This is a genomic window from Microcoleus sp. BROC3 (assembly GCF_036702515.1).
GTDB lineage: Bacteria > Cyanobacteriota > Cyanobacteriia > Cyanobacteriales > Microcoleaceae > Microcoleus.
In genome coordinates, this window is record NZ_JAUBTQ010000031.1 from 70,838 (window position 1) to 90,084 (window position 19,247).

Annotated in this window: 18 protein-coding genes; 13 read left to right on the plus strand and 5 right to left on the minus strand. The window is 43.6% G+C overall.

Features of this window, described 5'->3' with window-relative positions; all coding sequences use genetic code 11:
- Position 1: 1 nt before the first annotated feature.
- Together QUB30_RS20225 and QUB30_RS20230 are read right to left on the minus strand one after the other, a co-directional pair.
- Complete coding sequence (locus QUB30_RS20225; RefSeq protein ID WP_333336813.1) at positions 2–2,779, minus strand: helicase HerA domain-containing protein; 2,778 nt, start codon at positions 2,777–2,779, stop codon at positions 2–4.
- An 8-nt stretch (positions 2,780–2,787) separates the two neighbouring features.
- Positions 2,788–3,666, minus strand: a complete 879-nt coding sequence (locus QUB30_RS20230) for a hypothetical protein (protein ID WP_333336815.1) — start codon at positions 3,664–3,666, stop codon at positions 2,788–2,790.
- 607 nt (positions 3,667–4,273) lie between these two features.
- Between QUB30_RS20230 and QUB30_RS20235 the strand changes: the two genes are divergently transcribed.
- From QUB30_RS20235 to QUB30_RS20265, 7 genes are all read left to right on the plus strand, one after another.
- A complete protein-coding gene (locus QUB30_RS20235; protein ID WP_333336817.1) occupies positions 4,274–4,762 on the plus strand; it encodes a helix-turn-helix domain-containing protein in 489 nt (162 codons plus the stop codon).
- Positions 4,763–4,792: 30 nt separating this feature from the next.
- Positions 4,793–5,290, plus strand: a complete 498-nt coding sequence (locus tag QUB30_RS20240) for a hypothetical protein (protein WP_333336818.1) — start codon at positions 4,793–4,795, stop codon at positions 5,288–5,290.
- Positions 5,287–5,715: an HNH endonuclease signature motif containing protein gene (locus QUB30_RS20245; RefSeq protein ID WP_333336820.1), complete on the plus strand. Its 429-nt coding sequence runs from the start codon at positions 5,287–5,289 to the stop codon at positions 5,713–5,715. Before QUB30_RS20240 ends, QUB30_RS20245 begins: the two co-directional genes overlap by 4 nt.
- 79 nt (positions 5,716–5,794) lie before the next feature.
- Positions 5,795–6,370, plus strand: a complete 576-nt coding sequence (locus QUB30_RS20250) for a zeta toxin family protein (RefSeq protein ID WP_333336822.1) — start codon at positions 5,795–5,797, stop codon at positions 6,368–6,370.
- Positions 6,363–6,548 carry a hypothetical protein gene (locus tag QUB30_RS20255; RefSeq protein ID WP_333336824.1) on the plus strand — a complete coding sequence of 62 codons (186 nt, stop codon included), beginning with the start codon at positions 6,363–6,365 and terminating at the stop codon, positions 6,546–6,548. Before QUB30_RS20250 ends, QUB30_RS20255 begins: the two co-directional genes overlap by 8 nt.
- 401 nt (positions 6,549–6,949) lie before the next feature.
- Positions 6,950–7,888, plus strand: coding sequence for a UDP-glucuronic acid decarboxylase family protein (locus tag QUB30_RS20260; RefSeq protein ID WP_333336826.1), 939 nt, complete (start codon positions 6,950–6,952; stop codon positions 7,886–7,888).
- 141 nt (positions 7,889–8,029) lie between these two features.
- On the plus strand, positions 8,030–9,418 hold the full coding sequence (locus tag QUB30_RS20265) for a UDP-glucose/GDP-mannose dehydrogenase family protein (RefSeq protein ID WP_333336828.1): 1,389 nt from the start codon (positions 8,030–8,032) through the stop codon (positions 9,416–9,418).
- Positions 9,419–9,544: 126 nt separating this feature from the next.
- Here QUB30_RS20265 and QUB30_RS20270 read toward each other — a convergent pair whose 3' ends face one another.
- Both QUB30_RS20270 and QUB30_RS20275 read right to left on the minus strand, forming a co-directional pair.
- Positions 9,545–11,650, minus strand: coding sequence for a hypothetical protein (locus QUB30_RS20270; RefSeq protein WP_333336829.1), 2,106 nt, complete (start codon positions 11,648–11,650; stop codon positions 9,545–9,547).
- A 251-nt stretch (positions 11,651–11,901) separates the two neighbouring features.
- The gene (locus QUB30_RS20275; protein ID WP_333336831.1) at positions 11,902–12,372 is read right to left on the minus strand and encodes a hypothetical protein; all 471 of its coding nucleotides are present in this window, start codon (positions 12,370–12,372) and stop codon (positions 11,902–11,904) included.
- Between the two features lie 299 nt (positions 12,373–12,671).
- Between QUB30_RS20275 and QUB30_RS20280 the strand changes: the two genes are divergently transcribed.
- From QUB30_RS20280 to QUB30_RS20305, 6 genes are all read left to right on the plus strand, one after another.
- Positions 12,672–12,890, plus strand: a complete 219-nt coding sequence (locus QUB30_RS20280) for a helix-turn-helix transcriptional regulator (protein WP_333241744.1) — start codon at positions 12,672–12,674, stop codon at positions 12,888–12,890.
- A 126-nt stretch (positions 12,891–13,016) separates the two neighbouring features.
- Positions 13,017–15,197 carry a polyphosphate kinase 1 gene (gene ppk1 / locus QUB30_RS20285; RefSeq protein ID WP_333336833.1) on the plus strand — a complete coding sequence of 727 codons (2,181 nt, stop codon included), beginning with the start codon at positions 13,017–13,019 and terminating at the stop codon, positions 15,195–15,197.
- Between the two features lie 394 nt (positions 15,198–15,591).
- Positions 15,592–15,948, plus strand: coding sequence for a hypothetical protein (locus QUB30_RS20290; protein ID WP_333336834.1), 357 nt, complete (start codon positions 15,592–15,594; stop codon positions 15,946–15,948).
- A 324-nt stretch (positions 15,949–16,272) separates the two neighbouring features.
- The gene (locus tag QUB30_RS20295) at positions 16,273–16,557 is read left to right on the plus strand and encodes a hypothetical protein (RefSeq protein ID WP_333336836.1); all 285 of its coding nucleotides are present in this window, start codon (positions 16,273–16,275) and stop codon (positions 16,555–16,557) included.
- A gap of 120 nt (positions 16,558–16,677) precedes the next feature.
- A complete protein-coding gene (locus tag QUB30_RS20300) occupies positions 16,678–16,986 on the plus strand; it encodes a hypothetical protein (protein ID WP_333336838.1) in 309 nt (102 codons plus the stop codon).
- A gap of 283 nt (positions 16,987–17,269) precedes the next feature.
- A complete protein-coding gene (locus QUB30_RS20305) occupies positions 17,270–17,599 on the plus strand; it encodes a hypothetical protein (protein ID WP_333336840.1) in 330 nt (109 codons plus the stop codon).
- Between the two features lie 445 nt (positions 17,600–18,044).
- Here QUB30_RS20305 and QUB30_RS20310 read toward each other — a convergent pair.
- A partial coding sequence (locus tag QUB30_RS20310; RefSeq protein WP_333336842.1) for a tyrosine-type recombinase/integrase occupies positions 18,045–19,247 on the minus strand: 1,203 nt, incomplete at its 5' end.

Below are 19,247 nucleotides of genomic sequence, written 5' to 3' on the forward strand. Positions count from 1 at the left end.
ACTAATTACATCCTGTTTTGCTAGATAAGATTTTAATTTCATACTCAAAACGTTGTCGTAGTTCTTGATTTTGCTGTATTTGTAACTCAAAATCTTCAATATTTTTGGTTGATGCTTTTTTTTCTCCTGCTTTTTTATAATTTTTATTTAATAATTGTTTTAACCTCTCTAAACGGTTTTTAAACTTTGCAAGTTTCTCATCTATCCTGTTAATCGCTGATTGAAAACATAAAATCAACTTTTCTCTGTCACGCTCCATAAACTCATCCATAGAAACAATGACATCATCATCTTTAAAAAAGGTTTCTAGTTGTTCTCTGACTCCTGATTTATTCTTAAAGTTCTCTGTAGCTACCCGGCGAGCCGCATCCCAACCAGGGACATAATAGAAAGCTTCACCAGGTGAAAAAATACCTGATAATTGTGCTTCGCCTTCCGTTAAACACATTGCCCTACCGAGATATTCTCTATCATCGGGAGAAGGTAAGCGGTGCATTAGCTTTAAATTTGTAGCATCTACAATCGATTGTGCCAAGGCTGCTGGCGATTGATCGACTACGATTACTCCTTCTCCTGCTGCACGCATTTCACGCATGATTTGAGCAAACTTATCAACCACTTGAGATTTTGAATTAGCCTCATCCCCGGAAGTTTGGACTTTACCGAGCATATTATGGGCTTCTTCAACTAAAATTACATGGCGTAAATCTAAATCTGTTGCTCTCTCACCCGTGCGTTGAGGCTGAAACTGTGGAATTCTGACAGTGCGGATATACTCGAAAACAAAAACTAGCATGAACAGAGAAAACAAAGATTGTTCTTCTTGATTTAACCCACCAAGTTCAAAAATCACAGGTTTGCTAAGAAGTTCCGCGAATGGCAGGGGTCTGTTTGCTTGCAGCATTGAACCCTCCCCTCTTTTGGAAACCAGTCGATAAAATCTTGCTTTGAGCGCCCCTTTCATTCGATCGCCTACTTCTTGATCGCTTCCATAATTCTTTTGAGCTAAATCAAGAACTTTGTTATACAGTTCTTGCATTGTAGGAATTTCTAAGGATTTCCCCTCTTTCTCAACATCTCCGCCCCTACTGTGAGCTAGTTGCCACCCCTTCCTTTCATAATGGTAATCAATAGCCTCTTGAATAAAAGATGGAAGAGGATCAAATAGAGGTAATGCTCCCATAAAGCAGTCCAATATCCTCGAAATATGCTCCTGTACCGAAACTCCGGGCATCACATCAAAGGGGTTAAAGCGCAAAGGAGTAATCAATTCTTGACCAGGAGTGAAGATAAGCAAATCATCTTTAAATTGAGGTAGTCGCTTTAGATAACGATATTCTGGTGTCACTTTGGGATCAAATACCATAAAAGGTATTCTATGCTTTTCCCATAACTGAGTCAAAATGTTAAAAGTTGTCGTTGTCTTCCCACTACCGGAACCCCCGACGACAAGGAGATGAGTTTTTAGCTGTTCAATATCAAATTCACAACACTCGTCAGTTTTAACATTGCGGTAGTAATTACCGATAGTAATTGTTTTACGCTTTGTATCCTTGGATGTTTCAGAAACAAAAGCTGAACCTGTATCGTACTCCACACCTGCACAAGGCTGATTGATTGGAATGGGTAAACGGAAAAATGCTGCCGCTTCATCCAAATCTACCAAGCGATGCAATCTTTTGAGCATTCCTGGCCCGCCAGGAAATCCAGGCAGTATCTTTCCTGATGTATCCCACATTCCCGGCGTACAACTTTGTTCGTTTATATTAACTTGCAAAGCTGTTTGTACTGCATATTGGCTATCTATAATTTGTACAACTCGCGGAGTAACTGTATTTGCCGTACAGGTTGCGGCTAACTGGTTAGCAACGCTTTGACAAGTATCGCTATCAGGCGAGAAAACCCGGAAACTGTATAGAAAAACTATCCCTGAATAATACCTTTTCTTGATATCTTCATAAACTGACTTGGCTCTTTGGGTATTGCTGTCAGGATCAATCTCTTCTTCACGGATACCCTTACTGATTTGATTGAGTACCTCTAAGTATCGAGACATGATTTTTTTCTCATAGCCTTCAACTCTCGTTGGCACTAAGGTTAAATCAATACAAACAGGTTCTTCATATCCTTGCAGTTGCTCAAAAAAGGCTACCATATTATTCGCCTTATTAACTTGAACGCTGCCTGGAGAGTAAAAAAAGTTTTGACGTTGCTTATTGTCAGGGTCAAGCCATTGAAAAACTTCTTCTAACTTAATAATTTCATAGCAAGAAAGCTGTTGATTAAACTCAAGCCAGGATGGTCGCCAGTCATATTTATTTTTTGTATTCTCCTCAAATTGGTAGAGAGGCGACCTCAAACTACTCTTAATATGTTGTGCTTGCTTTTGTTGAAGAATATCCGCTATTTTTTGACTGCTATTGCTTGCCACCCGTGCTAGCAAATATACGTCTGTCGATTTAGAGCCTTGTGGCGCTGGATGATAAACAATTCTCAGACTATACCCGCAAGAAGCGTTAGCACTTGGATCGTCAAATTGGGTATAGCTGAAATAAGCCAAACTTTTGAGCAAACTTTTTTGCCACCCGGCAACAAAACCAACTCTTCCAGACGTATCTAAATGTTCCATAAGCTTAAATCGACCTGATGCAAAGTCAGAAACCCCTTTAAGCTTAAAGACATTTATAGCATGATAATTGTAAGTATCAACTTCTTGAGGCTGACCTGTTCCGGGTGCAGAACCTCTCCAGTATTTCATTCCAAATGTAGTAGTGATCATGGTAGTTTTTATTGAAACTCATCAAGGATATTTTTCTTGCTTTTGGGGATAATCTCTTCGTTTTTAGTCTCATTGATAAATTCTTTGACAGTTGCACCTTTTTGAATCATATTTTCACCAATTATTCTGTTAGTTAAGTGATTCATTATTGTGTAAAAAACCCTCAAATCATCCCACTGAAAACTTCTGGATAGGCGATTGCGTTTCAGTTCTTCTTCTTCCAGCTTGATTTTTTCTAGTTGCCTGTTTCTTTCTATATTATCTTCTTGATACCTAGCTAGTTGCAATTCATTCTTTCTCTTTGCTTTAGCCACATGAGAATTTGATTTTAAGTAAATTACAAACGCAATACTTGCTCCAAGTGTTGCAAGGATTTGTAAAGCTAGATTCCCTGAAAAAAATAAACCAACAGCGATTAATCCCAAGACAATTAAAGCTGCATCTGGAATTAAAGGTTGAGTGTTAGCTGCTTCAGGTCGTATTAGTGCTGGAGGCCCTTCGGGCGGATTTTCTGGTTGGACAATCATCATCATTTGGATATCTGCCCAATTGGAATCGCCGAAGTAATCAATACCAACAATAAACTGCATATTGGTATAAATAGAACGTCCCCCCGGAGTTGCTGCTACCCTATCTCTTCTATCCTGATCGATTTTGAGATTGCCTGTGCCACCTTCTACAATCCAACCCGCTTTGGTATAAACAATATCGATGGGAACTTGCTGTGCTTCCAGTTCCGCTTTGAGAAGGCTATATAAGCTGCTGGTGTCAAATTTGATCCCGTTTGTTTTGATGATATAAACAGACTCCCAAATAACCCAGGATTGTGTTAGAAAGGCTGGTGTTGGGGACTGTACTGTGGTCTTTTTATTGCTAAGATCCCTCATGGTCGTAACTCCTCTATTTGAGATTTTTACAAGACAACTACTAAGCTTCACTCAGCAAAATATCGCCCTCTCGAAGTCGATCGCCCGCAAGCCGCTTGCAACCCTCTGTTTATCTATCAGGCTAGAACCCTAACTTTTATGCAAAAGTTACGGAATTTTTTACCAAACTTTACAAATAGCCTTAGCTACCGATAAACTTCTAAACTTATATGACCACGCAAAAGTCTTGCATCGCAAAGCTTTCGCCGATCGCACTCACAAACACGAACTCCTTCCCAAGAAGACCTGCTACAGCCTCCTGTTTATATATCAGGGGCACATCCACAAAATTATGCAAAACCCAGAAAATAAATTAAAAAAATTACCGACAGTACCCGAAACTAGAGTCAAAGCGAGAAATTTACCAAAGTTCAGCCTTACTCCCCTGTCGGGCCGCTAACTTTAGTCAGTGACGGCTCAAAAACCCTCCCACAAAAGTTTTGACTTGTAACTTGCACCCTTTGCGCTTCGGCATTCACTTATCATACGCTAGCTGAGTCTGGTAATAACCTGACATATATCAGGAGTTATGTTAGAATTCCATCAGGAAATTTAGAGACACCCATCTATGGCATCCACAAACGATCGCTTCGTCGAAGCCGAAAGCCGCTGGGACTTAAAAACTCTGTACTCGGACTTGGCCGCCGTTAAGGGAAAGCCTCTCACCCCCGTAGAAAAGCTGCATCTGCGGGGGTTGCTTTGTGGCTACAGTCCCGCTGAAATCGCCGAAAAGCTGCGAAAGAATCCCAAGGGTGTTGAAACTGACCTGTGTGCCACTATTTATAAATACGTTAAAGCCTTTGTGGGTAAAGGCATTGAAAAGATCGAAAATTGGAGAAATATTGCTGAATGGATTGAAGATGCTGGATATCAAACTCAGTCGTCTACTAAATTCCCTGTCAAAGATTTATTACCTGAAAAGAGTGTTGTTAATATAAGTAATATAACTATTGAAAAAAATCAAATAGTAATTGTTTTCAAGGTGGAAATACCGACTTCACCAGATTCAGAACTCTCAATAGAAAATTTAGACCTCGACAATAACAACTCTAACTAAAATTTGGCCGCTATTCAACTGATTAGTAGGGTGAAGCGACTAAAATCAGGAAGGGCGATCGCACTTTTACCCGATCGCGCGGGGCGATCGCACACTGCATTTCTCAAAAAAGGGCGATCGTACTTCTATTGTGCTAGGATGCAATCAGAGCGTCAGTCACTAAAAAACATGGCAACAATTACCCTTCAAATTCCCGACGAACTAGCACTGCGGCTAGATACTCTCAAAGATGAGTTACCACAGATTTTGATGCTGGGATTGAGGGAAGTCGAAGCCAATCCTTCAAGCGGATTTTCTGGACTCACGCAGATATTAGAATTTATAGCAAGTTTACCCTCGCCACAAGAAATATTAGCCCTGCGTTTATCCGACGATATTCAAGCTGAAATCGATACTTTATTAGAGAAAAATCGCACAGAAGGACTCACGCCGATCGAGCAGCGTTTGTGGCAGCAATACGAATTTATCGAACATTTAGTACGCATTGCCAAAGCGCAAGCCCTGCTGAAATTGAGCGAGGCAGCATGAGTAAAACCTACGTTTCAGCTAGTCTGCGACGAATGGTATGCGATCGCGCCAACGGATACTGCAAATATTGTTTGATCCCAGAAATACTCGCCCTATCGTCTCATCAAATAGACCATATCATTGCAGAAAAACACAGCGGCGAAACAGTTGAAAATAATCTGGCTTTGTCTTGCTCAATTTGTAACAAAAATAAAGGCAGCGACATTGCCTCGCTCGATCCAGAAACAGATGAAGTGGTTCGACTTTACAACCCTCGAAAAGATAGCTGGGAAGACCATTTTCTACTTCAAACTGAAAGTGGTACAATCGAACCTCTAACTGCGAGCGGTCGAGTCACTGTGCGTTTATTGCAGGTTAATCGTGCAGAATGTCTGACCGAACGTAAGCTATCGATCAAAATTCGATCGTTAACAAAACCCAATTAAGCGATCGTGTTCAAGCCACACCATAACCTCTATATTGAATTTGAGCTAGAAGACTATGAGTAAAAGTTGAAGCGCAATTATGCCAAATATTTACATTATTGGCGGCCCTAACGGTTCAGGTAAAACGACAGTTTCCCTGAGATTGTTACCTTACTTTTTAGAATGTTTTGAATATGTAAATGCAGATGCGATCGCCGCCGGAATGTCCCAATTCAATCCAGAGTCAGTCGCCATCCTCGCAGGACGCTTAATGATACAAAGATTGCGAACTTTATCAGACTCTGGTACGGATTTCGCCTTCGAGACCACTTTAGCAGCTCGTAACTTTGGTCGATTCTTGAGCAACTGTAAAACCAAAGGCTACACAATCAACTTAATTTACTTCTGGCTGCAATCTCCAGAACTCGCAATTGAACGGGTGCAACGCAGGGTGGAAAGTGGCGGACATTCTATCCCAGAAGATGTCATCCGCAGGCGGTACGATCGCGGACGCAGAAACTTAACTTCATTATATCTGCCCTTGTGCGATAGCTGGATGGTTTATAATAATTCTAGTCCGGCTCTCCTCTTAGTAGCTCGAAAAAACGCTCAGGGTGAACCAATCATTTATGAAAAAGAAACTTGGTATCAAATTATCGACGAATCAAATGACTGAACAAGAACTCTGTAAGTTATATGAAAAAATTGATGCAGGTGTCAAAGCAGCCATCGCCGAAGCACTTGAAAAACACCGCAGACTAGGACAATCAATTAGTGTCTGGCGTGACGGTAAAATCGTGACTTTAACTGCTGCGGAGATTCCACCAAAACCAGACAGCGATACAGGTTTTTAGCCTTGAGAAACTGGGTTGTTTACGGAAATACTTCATTTGACGCTTTAACCCTCGTGAAAAACCCGGTTTCTTGGGTATTTATGCGTAACTCCTTAGATAACTAAACACAGAAGCGATCGTAGAATAAACAACCAACAATCAATAACTCAAAACAGAACTAATGTCAAGAGTGTTTTTTCGGAAATATTAAAGCTTAAATAAAAATTGCTACCGACCTTTGCGAATTATAGCACTTTGTTCCAAGTATTTGAAAATGCTAAGTTAATTAAAGATTTTATAAAAGTGACGCATAAGTCTTTACATTGTCGATCGCAATTTTGTTATTCTATTAGAAAGTTTCATTCTAGCGACTGAATTTTTGTACCCCAGTCCTACCCCTAAACAGAACGGCAGTTTCCACAATGAGAATTTTAGTCACAGGCGGTGCGGGTTTCCTCGGTTCCCACCTAATCGATCGCTTAATGGCCCAAGGACATGAGGTAGTCTGCCTGGATAATTTTTACACCGGGACTAAACGCAATATCCTCAAATGGCTGGACAACCCGTATTTTGAGCTGATCCGCCACGACATCACGGAACCGATTCGGTTAGAGGTAGATCAGATTTACCATCTGGCTTGTCCCGCTTCCCCTATACACTATCAGTACAACCCTGTCAAGACAATTAAAACAAACGTCATCGGCACGATGAATATGTTGGGATTGGCCAAACGGGTAAAAGCAAGATTCTTTCTCGCTTCCACTTCCGAAGTGTACGGAGATCCTGACGTACATCCACAAACAGAAGATTATCGCGGCAACGTTAATTGTATCGGGATCAGATCGTGTTACGACGAAGGGAAGCGAGTAGCTGAAACCTTATCTTTTGATTATCACCGTCAAAATGGGGTAGACATTCGAGTTGTGCGAATCTTCAATACCTACGGCCCTCGGATGTTGGAAAATGACGGCAGAGTAGTGAGCAACTTTATTGCTCAAGCTTTGCGAAACCAACCGCTGACTGTATACGGCGACGGTTCCCAAACACGTAGTTTTTGCTACGTTTCTGATTTGGTGGAAGGATTTATTCGTTTGATGAATAGCGACCAAATCGGGCCGATGAATTTGGGAAATCCCGGCGAATACACTATATTGGAACTGGCACAAAAAATTCAAAATACCATTAATCCCGGGGCAGAAATTATCTTTAAACCCCTGCCGGAAGACGATCCAAAACAGCGACAACCGGATATTACTCGTGCTAAAAATTGGTTGGGGTGGGAGCCAACTGTGCCGCTGGATCGAGGTTTAGAGTTGACTATAAAGGATTTTCGCGATCGCATTGAGGGAAACCAAAACTAGAGACTGGGAGAGGGGGAGATTGGGAGAGTGGGGGAGAGAAAAAATCTTCCTTATTCCCGATTCCCAATTCCCAATTCCCAATTCCCAATTCCCGATTCCCAATTCCTACCTGATTTATTTACTAGCTTTGAGGAGATTTCTATGCAAGTTTGTGTCATCGGTACAGGATATGTTGGCTTAGTCACCGGCACTTGTTTGGCCCACATCGGCCACCACGTGATTTGCGTAGACAACAACGAAGAAAAAGTAAAATTAATGAAGTCGGGACAGTCGCCTATTTTTGAACCCGGACTGTCTGAATTAATGTCCTCTGCATCTGCGTCGGGCAATCTAGAATTTACTTCGGATTTAGCAGCCGGAGTGGCTCACGGGGACATTTTGTTTATTGCCGTGGGGACGCCTCCTTTGCCTACTGGGGAAAGCGATACTCGCTACGTGGAAGCGGTTGCTCGTGGAATTGGAGCTCACCTCGACGGCGATTACAAAGTCATTGTCAATAAATCTACGGTTCCCATCGGTTCCGGGGACTGGGTGCGGAGGATTGTCCTCGACGGTTTGGCGGAACGTCAAAAAGCTCAAACCAATGATGCGGCTACGGGTGAGGAAGTAGCAGCAAAAAAAGGTGTGGTATTTGATGTGGTTAGCAACCCGGAGTTTTTGCGGGAGGGCTGTGCTGTTTTCGATACTTTTAATCCCGATCGCATTGTTCTCGGCAGCAACTCTCGGCGGGCTATGGATATGATGCTACAGTTATACCGGCCGATTGTCGATCGCAAGTTTGCAGAAAATCCGTCTTTGCCCGAGGTTCCTGTGGTGATGACTGATATCAGTTCAGCGGAGATGATTAAGTACGCAGCTAATGCTTTTTTGGCTACAAAGATTAGCTTTATTAATGAAGTTGCTAATATTTGCGATCGTGTCGGTGCAGATGTTAGTCAAGTTGCCCGAGGTATCGGCTTAGATTCGCGGATTGGCAACAAGTTTCTGCAAGCTGGCATTGGTTGGGGCGGTTCTTGTTTTCCCAAAGATGTCTCGGCTTTAGTTCACACTGCTGAGGATTACGGCTACGAGGCGCATTTGCTGAAAGCGGCGGTGGAAGTTAACGAACGCCAGCGGTTGATTGCTATTGAAAAGTTACAGCACGTTTTGAAGATTCTCAAAGGTAAAACAGTCGGACTTTTGGGTTTGACTTTCAAGCCGGATACTGACGATTTGCGGGATGCTCCTTCGTTGAATTTAATCGAGAGTTTGAACCGATTGGGAGCGAAAGTTAAAGCTTACGATCCGATTGTTTCTCAAACTGGAATGCGTCACGGTTTGTCGGGAGTTTTGGTAGAAACTGACCCGGAAAGGTTGGCCGACGGTTGCGATGCTTTGGTGTTGGTGACTGACTGGGAACAGTTTCGCAATTTAGATTACGACAAAATGGCGAAGTTGATGAATCATCCGGTGATGATTGACGGCCGCAATTTCTTAGACAAGAAGGCTTTAGAAGCGGCTGGTTTCCAATATGTGGGGATTGGAAGGTAAAGGGAGAGAATTAATATTACCAACCAAAGTCAGGACACGGCAATGCCGTTTCCCTACAATTAATCTGGGTAGGGAAACGGCATTACCGTGTCCTCCGTATCATAAGGAGTGCAATCGGAATTGATATCACTTAGCTTTGTTTTTTGGCTGCTTTAGATAAGAGTTAGCCCAAGCATAGCGTCGGGAATCTTTCTTCAGCAGATAGTTTATCACTTCCCGCCGTTTATTCTCATCCTTGGTATTTTTGACAACCCGCTTCATTTCCGCATCCTGATCTTTGGGAGAAGCACCGCGTTTAATTGCCTCATTAAACCAACGCTCACCCTCTAAGAATTCGCCCCGCTCAAAACAAATAGCTCCCATTAAAGTGTAAGGATGATGACTCTGAGGCTGATACTCAATCGCTTTTAGAGCGCACTTTTGTGCATCATCTAATTTATCAATATCTCGGAAAGCACCGCCCCTAGTTGTTAGTAATGCTGACTTGAGTTTATTTTCTTTTATTTGATTGAAGTCTAGATTTTCCGTCAGCTTCAATGCACTTCTAGGTTTATCCGCCTTGCGCCAATGACTGCTCGCATTAGGCAAGTTCCATTTATTTCCAGTGCGCTGGTACTCCTGTTCGTAGAAAGTTGCTTCGTTTTTGTGGTAAGCAGTCCAAATCTTGCCAGAGAACAGTTTCTGCCCTTGATATCGGCGCTCTTCCTGCCACCCATAATAGCTATAGCTAGGTTGAGGTGCTTCAAGTTTATTCTCCTCCAGCCAAGCTACATCTATCTCCTCAATTCGATCTCCTTTATCAAGCTTTTGCAGAATTGCGTACAACGGACTAGAAGGTGATTTATCTTTATAGTTCGAGACATCATATTTCGACTTCAGAGCAGCAAATTCCTTTTCTTGGGCAAAAGTAATGACATCATCACGTCCATTCTGGTTCGCCCAATCAATATCAGCCTCACTCAACTGCTCTCCTGACTTGATTTTGGACTTCAGACTAGCAGCATATTTGTCAATAGCAACAGTAATTGTCTCAGTCAGTTTGCGCTTTTTCAGAAAGTTAATATCTTGCTCACCTAGCTGACTTGCTGAATCAATTTTTTTAATAACTTTATACAGATGGCTAGAGAGGGAAGAATCCTCATATTGGGCAGCTTTATACTTAATCTTCAGTTCAGCAAAGTGCCGATTATTTTCAATTTCTACAACAATGCCAAGCGTTTCGCTAAGTTGATGCTCTTCTAGCCAATTAATATCTGACAAGCTCAACTGCTTATCCGTATCCAGCTTTTTCAGAATTTGATAGAGCGGACTAAATAAAGATAAATCTAGGTGTTTAGTGGCTTGATACTTATTCTTTAGATCGGAAAATCCTATTTCTTGTAAGGCTTCTTGTTCCTCACAAATAGCAAGTGTTTCTGATAGTTTTTCCTGTTTTAACCATTGAATATCTTTAGTGCTAAGTGGCTGATTTTCGTCAATTCGTTTCAGGATTTTATAGAGATTGCTTGAGGGAAATGAATCCTGATATTTAGTAGCTTTGTACATAAACTTCAGTCCAGCAAAGTGCTGCATTTTGCGAGAAATTTCTATCGGTTCATAAAACCGATTCAATTTCATCCATATCACCTCTGAATCACTCAGTTGATTTCCTCTATCTATTTGGCAAAGAAGGTCATACAGACGATTAGAGATAGATGAATACGAGCTACTGACTCGGTATTTTGTCGCTAGTTCAGCCAAGTGCCTCTCTTGATTTATTTTTTCTTGTTGCTCTAATGCCAAAGCCAGCTTTTTTTCTTGTTGCTCTCGTGCCAAAGCCAGCTTTTTTTCTTGTTGCTCTCGTGCCAAAGCCAGCTTTTTTTCTTGTTGCTCTCGTTCCCTTTGTTGTTGTTGCTCTCGTTGCTGCTCTCGTTTCCAAATAAGCTTTACTTCTTGTTGCTCTCGTTCCAAAGCCATCCTTTCTTGTTTACTCAGTTGCTGACCTGAGTCAACCTTCTTAAGAATTTTATAAAGAGGATTGGAGGGTGAAAGCTCCATTATCCATCCCCATTCTTTTAGAAAAAGAAGTTCGTCTGAAGTCAGGTTCACTTCTTCAGTACGCATATTCAGAAGTCCTCTCAACGTCCAACATATACTAGAAAGAGGGACGCCCCGATATTTATTGGCTTTATTAGTTGCTTGATACTTAACCAGGAGAAATGCAAATTCTTCAAAAAAACTTTCATCTTTCATAACAGGTCTCACATCAATATTTTTACTCAAAACTCACAAAAATTAACACATAACGCTCCATCCTCATTCCATCAAATCATCCGCCGCCAATTCACCCGGATAAAAGCGATCGCTCAAAATCTCTTTTTTTAACCAGTGATTATGAATAAATCTTGTTTATTGTCGATCGCCAACGTCTACAATGATACAAATCAGTCGATCGCACTCCTCAGCGTAAGGTGCTCCGTGTTCACCTTACGCTTGAAAACTGTTTAAAAATTCTCCATCAATGCTTTTTCTTGAGCGTAAACATCTCGTAGCTGTTGCAGCGCTGAGGCAGAAATTACCGATTTAACTGTAGCTACTAATTTACCCCACTCAAGCAAGCTGTCAACTGAAACAGCCGTTTTGAAGTTGTATGTATAGAATTTAGTCCAAAATTCTGGTGCTTGTGTCCGTTTCCAGCGTTTGTACCAGGCGACAAAATCTTGATCGCAGGGCGGTTTTACTTCTAAGATTGGCGGAAAATCGGCGTAGCTGACAAATCGACTGAGGCCTTTGGCATGAACGTACACCACGTTGTGGCAGCAATCGATCCGGTATATCTGTTCGGGTGATATGTTGAACAGAAGTGCTACTGTTTCTTCGGTGACAAATCTCGATCGCGGATTGACGATCGACGATTTGTGAATAATTTTTGATGCGCCGATCGCTGATGATCTTAGCTGATTTTCTGATATCATTGTAGTTGCATCTGGTGGTAGTAGGTAAATCTATCTCTGCTAAGTGCGATCGACAGAAATTATCTGTCGGGATTAATTTTAACTGGCGATCGTCTTTAGTTTCGTTGACTCCGCCGCAAAACGGAGACAAGCCCCGACTTCTGCCATCAGAGGCGCAAAATTTTCGACCAACGTTCCAGCTCCCAGATTCATCTTTAGAGTCAATCTAAAATCTAAAATCTAAAATCTAAAATCGAATGACCGGGGGCGATCGCTTTTTGATATATTATACTAAATCCAAAATTTTGTAAATAGTGAATATGAGCAAAGGCTTAGTCAGATTGCGGGTTCGAGAGTTGGCTGCCGAGAAGGGATGGACGCTCAAGGAAGTTGCGGAGCGCTCGGGCGTGGGCTACAGTACGATTAGCAATTATGCTCGTTCTCAGGGGATGGCAATGGTTGACTTTGCAGCAGTTCACAAGCTGGCTCGCACCTTTGATGTGATGATTGAGGATTTCGTGATAATCCTAGAAAAATAGTTGAAGGTTTTGCTTAAATTCTAATTTGGTAGCGATCGACCAAAAGCAGATGCGAACCAATCCTTTAACCTACAATACTATTTCTAGAGATGCCATCACCGAGCCTCCCAAAGACTCCCCCAAACCATGCCCAAGCCAAAAAAGACCCCCGCCAAAACCTACACTGAAATCAATCTCAGCGACCCTCAATATTACTTCAACCGAGAACAAAGCTGGCTAGAATTCAACAACCGCGTGCTCCACGAAGCCCTCGACCCCCGCACGCCCCTCCTAGAAAGGCTCAAATTTCTCGCTATTTTTAGCTCCAACCTAGACGAATATTTTATGGTGCGCGTGGGCGCCCTCAAACAGCAAGTACACGCAAAAGTCAGCAAATTGACCTCCGACGGCAGCACGCCTCAACAACAGCTAGATGCCCTTAACAAGCGGCTTTTGCCGATGGTTTCTCAGCAACACGCCTATTTTGAGCAAACCCTGCGGCCGAAACTAGCAGCAAGCGAAATCTACATTCTCGACTACATTGACCTCAATCAAGAACAGCGCAATTACTTGCACCGCTACTTCAAAGAACAAGTATTTCCCGTACTCACTCCCCTAGCAGTTGACCCCAGCCACCCCTTCCCCTACCTTTCCAATCTCAGCCTCAATTTAGCAGTAGTAGTCAGAGACCCGGACACGCGCGAAGAATTGTTTGCCCGCGTCAAAGTACCGCAGGTTTTGCCGAGGTTTGTGCCGCTACCGGGGGATTTGCAGTGGCAGCAGAGGGGCAAATCTCCTGTTTGGACAGGCGTGCCCCTAGAACAGGTGATTGCCCACAATTTAGAAGCTTTGTTTCCGGGGATGGACGTTGAGGAGTATCACCCGTTCCGCATTACTCGCAATTCCGATTTGACGGTGGAAGAAGATGAGGCAGAGGATTTGCTGCTGGCAATAGAACAGGAACTCCGCAAGCGCCGGTTTGGAGGTTCTGCGGTGCGGATGGAAATTCAAGCGATTATGCCGCCTGCGCTGCGAGATATGCTGATGGAGGAGCTGGATCTCGGTGAGCAAGATGTTTACGTCGTAGAGGGGCTGCTAGGCCTCAAGGATTTGATGTCTTTTGTGGGGCTGCCAGTACCGGAACTGAAAGACCCGCCTTGGACTCCGGTTGTGCCGCCGCGATTGCGGAACTTGGAATCGGCAAGGATTTTAGAGAAATCGATGTTGGATGCTGAGGATGGTCAGGATATTTTCACGACCATCCGGCAGGGGGATTTGATGCTGCACCATCCCTATCACTCGTTTGCGGCGACGGTACAGCGGTTTATTACTGAGGCGGCGCACGATCGCTCCGTGTTAGCGATTAAGATGACTTTATACCGCACTTCTGGAGATTCGCCGATCGTCAGCGCCTTAATTCAAGCAGCGGAAAACGGCAAGCAGGTAGCCGTTTTAGTAGAGCTCAAAGCTAGGTTTGACGAAGAAAATAATATTAATTGGGCTCGCAAGTTAGAACAAGCTGGAGTCCACGTAGTTTACGGTTTGGTGGGACTCAAAACCCACACCAAAATTGTGATGGTAGTGCGTCGCGAGGACGATTACATCCGCCGCTACGTCCACATCGGCACTGGCAATTACAATCCCAAAACAGCCGGACTGTATACCGATGTGGGTTTGTTGAGTTGTCGCGAGGATTTGGGATCGGATTTGACGGATTTGTTTAATTATTTGACTGGTTATTCGCGGCAGGTATCTTATCGCAAATTGTTGGTGGCACCGGTCAATATGCGCGATCGATTTTTAGCTTTAATCCGCCGCGAGGCAGAATTCTGCCGCTTGCAGGCCGAAGGCGGCACCGGTAGCTGCGGCCGGATTGTCGCTAAAATGAACGCTTTAGTTGACCCTCAAATCATTGTTGCTTTGTACGAAGCTTCGCAAGCGGGAGTTAAAATTGATTTGATTATTCGGGGGATTTGCTGTTTGCGTCCCGGCGTTGAAGGTGTTAGCGAAAATATCCGAGTTATCAGTATTATCGGCCGTTTTTTAGAGCATTCTCGGATGTTTTATTTTTTCAACGGTGGGGATGAAGAGGTGTATATTGGTTCTGCTGATTGGATGCAGCGCAATCTCACAAGACGGGTTGAGGCGATCGTTCACGTGGAAGACCCGACCATTGCCAAGGAATTGCAAGAAATTTTGGGGGTAATGCTGGCTGACAACCGCCAAGCTTGGGATTTGCACTCTGGGGGACACTACTCTCAGCGGCGGCCGCCTGCTAATTGCCCGGAAGTGAGTTCTCAGCAAATTTTGATCGATATGGTTCTGTAACGTTTTTCCAATACTTTCAGGGTCTAACTGTGTAATTTCTATCAGCACTCTAGCAAAACGGCCATTTTAGGGGGTTTTTGACCCTTGCTGCGATCTGTTTGCTTGTCCCAGTGTCCCTTACCTGATACTCGCTTACAAGCGAACTCTTCTATCAATCTTCTAGCTTACCCCTACCTTGTCTGTCCTACCTTGCTTTTTTACAAATAGCCGCCAACTGTAGGCGGCTAAGCTGGAGAATGCTAACCTGTAGGCAAAAAAAAGCCCCCGCTATCCCTAGTAGCGTTACCTAGTGAGGAAGTAACAAAACCCTGTGTCACGTGGTTCGACAATCTCAAGCCGGTACTGCTATAGCAATCGAAGCGCCTGACACAGGCGATAAACCTTACCTACTACTATGCTAAACCCAACCGGACACATCGACTCAATCAAGAAAACTCAGTTTTCCTCACCTTGGCAATCGGGTGCTACCCGCACCATTCGAGTGCCGATAGTCCTAGCTGACGCAACCCTCGAATACGCTCGACAACTCGACAAAGGTGTCGAACCGCATGACACAGTGAAGAATATTAATTCTGAAATAGAAGCGAGTGTAACTTCATCCCCTGACACACGCGATTCAAGTGATGAAGTGAATAGGTTGAAGGATGAGGTTGAACGGTTGCAGAACGAGTTAGGCAACCTGCGGGTGCAAAGTGAACTGCCAGAGGCAGCCAACCTGCTTAACCAGTTGAAGGCTAAAAGGAAGAAATAGACAGCCTCGCTTGCTGATGTAGAGGCACTTTTGGAGATGATTGAGGGGTAAACCCCAAAAAGGAAATTAGGAAGCTGCGCCCCTTAAAAGGGGGCTTTATTTCGGTTCCTAGTAAAACAGACTATTTAAGAGTATTTGAGTGTATTTCTGAGTTTAGCCGCCAACTGTAGGCGGCTACTTCCCAAAATGAAGGTATTTGCCCGATTTTGCGGCTTGACTTGAAGTGTCATTTACTGCGATCGTCAAAGCACGAGAGACAGCCACCGGGTTGCACCCCGATGACCGCTGTTTTCTCAATTGAGTTAAGCAATTGAGAACAATATTATGTCACAACAATCCGTCACGGGTACACCGCGATCGCAATTCTTAGCGTACTCGCGGGATACTCCTTTAGCGCTTCGCTGGTATCGGGATGCCGTATTTGACGGCATTTCTCACTCAGAAGCATTTAACGTGCTCGACATCGGCGTTAATCTCGTACAGTGGCTTCACTACTACCAAGCACCGGTGCTACTGCCTGAACAGGTGGACGCCTTGTACGGCGTTGAGCCAAAAACTACCGATCGCTTAATCCGCAACTTTGAAGGTCAACTGGTAGGGGATGGATGATTCTGTTGCCCGGAAACTTTCCTTATTCACGCAGAACCCGTACTGGGAGTGTGTTGGATAGGGCGTCCGAGCCTCAACTACCTGTTGCCCCCACGGGCCGTGATCGAGCTGGCTTGCTGGATGCCGGCTACAACGTGGACGGTGCGGGCGCTGTCGGCTTTGGATGCAATAGCAAAAACAGCTTACAAACCGCTACCCGATGAAGTGAGGTTGAGCCAACACTACCGACAAGTAGAACGGCGAACCGCCCCTAAAGATAAGCAGTTGCTGGTACAAGAGGCACAAGACAAAGGCATTTACGCTTACGCCAAACACTTTGGCGATTTAAAATCTGGGATAACTTACAAGCGGTTGCTAGTCCACTACGAGCGCGGCGGACAATTCCCGCCTACAAGAAGTGAGGTCAATCAGATATTGGTTGAGTTTTAGGTGGTGCGATCGGTAGGCTCGGAAAATTAAAAGCTAGAGTCACGTTATGCACACGATGTGAACCTAGCTTTTTTTGGTGAGTTTAAGCCTTCTTTTTTACAAGTAGCCGCCTACTGTAGGCGGCTAAACCTAGAAAAGGACTTACTTGCTCAGGTAGTGACACTAAGATTAGAATTACTTGTGTCACGCGCTTCAAAGACATTTAATTTTTGGAGGCTAAACAGTGGAAGTTGAAACTACACCCTGGTACGAAACGAGAAGCCTTATCTCACCCCAAATCGAGATGCTTCAAGAAGGAGGAATGATTCAGTACAAAGGTTCATTTTTAAAAACCGAAAGCCCTCAAACGGCAACCCTCAAAAAGAGGTTCATTCACTACAACGCAAACTACATCAAATACTGCCTGCTCAAGGAGTTTTACCAACTTGTGTTTGACGGAACTCGACAAGACTTCTTTAAAAATGAGGAAAATGAGCTACTTACTCTACTGGCTGAGGTTGTAACTGACTTTACTCAATACTGTCGCGAACATCCCTCAGAGGAAAACGCTCGCGAACTGTTTCGCTCGTTCTGCAAAGTTCGTCTTTACAGGTCGGCTGCTAAGGGGTCATAATTTCGCATATTTTTGTGCTGCAAAACCTATAGGATTGAGAAATATTTTGCCGTAAATCACGGCAGGAAAACTTGTTCAAACCTGCTAGGTTTCGACAAGTACATCCCAGCTACAAGAGCTGGTAGCCAAGATGTCCGAACAGACTGTTCCGCCTGTTGTGTAAAATTTAGTTGGTATTGATTTATCAAGGTTCCAAGTTTGTCCCGGTCTAACAGCCGGGTTTTTATTGGCTATTTACCTTCATTTCTACAAGTAGCCGCCTACAGTAGGCGGCTAAACCAGAAAATAGACTAGAGAGCAGAGAGAAGCTTCTCAATTTGCTTCACACTATGCACACGACGTGACTGAAAGTTTTCTGCTTCCGTGCCGGAGCGATCGCCAATAAAAAACCGCCCAATAAAAAACCGCCCTTTTTAGGGGGCGGTCAGTAGGGTGAGTGTGGGAGCTAGATGTCTATCATCTCTACCGTGGTATCGACCCCTAGGTAGTGACGCTGTATGACTTCTATGCTGTTACCACAGGCAGTCGCGAGTAGCAGTAAATCTGTACCAGACTGAGCTTGTAAGGTGATAAATGTATGGCGGGTATGATAAGGGGAGAGATAGCAACTTATCGCGCCAGATTTTGCTAGCTGAGTGACGACACCGTGATAGGTGTAGGTTTTATTGCTTTTTTTTCCCCTGTATTCTCTCCAAACAGCGTCTAAACTACCAGAGTTATACGATGCACCTTGAGTGTTGAAAAATACCAAGTCAGTAGACTTAGCATCAACAGGCTTAATACGCAACAGCAAGTCGTTAAGCTTAGGATAAAGCTTAAACAATCGAATTTCTTTAGTTTTTGTAACCTGCGTGTTTTTAATCCTACCATTGTAGGATTTTCTAATTACCAGGTACTGATTATCTTTTCCTTTCCATATATCCTGCCACCTTAAAGCAAAGGCTTCACCACTGCGACATCCGGTTAAAAACAAAAACTCGACTAAGGGGGCAGCCTGTTGGGTAGCAGGTTTGTCGGACTCATAAAACGCCTTGATAATGATATCTCGTTCGGTTTTAGAAAATGAACGAGTATCGGTATCTTCTAAGCTCAATTCATGGTTACTTGTGTTCCACCATTCTTGTATCTCACCATCGGCGTTAATTGTTGACTTGTATTTGTCAGTTTTGTTTTCGGTAATACCCCCTACTATTATGAATGGGTTAGCCGAAAGCTTGGTTTTACCTAGTGATTGTAAGCGGGTAAACGCTTCCGACAGCGCTGCTAGGACTTTGCGTTTTGTCGTAGAACTCAAAGGAGATTGCTTGATTCTATCAATATCTATCGCGTTTACAGGCATATCCCAGATCGAACCACAGTTGGCAACAGTATGTGATCGTAGTCGGTTATCCCAGACTAGACCTTTCACAGCATTAGTAAATGCAATTTGATAATTCAATTTAAAAGTAGTTGGCTCTAATTGTGGTTGTTTCCAGATTAAGTAATCCTCCCACATTGCCCCAACAGTCATCTCAGGTTCAGGTTCTGGGATGGGTGCTGCTAGCTTGAGCTCAGCAGCGTACTTGGTTTTTAGGTAGTAGTGCATAGTAATGGTAAACTTGAGGTCAGAACCTTGAAGAATTTCAGTCAAGTCGATGAATTGTCCTAA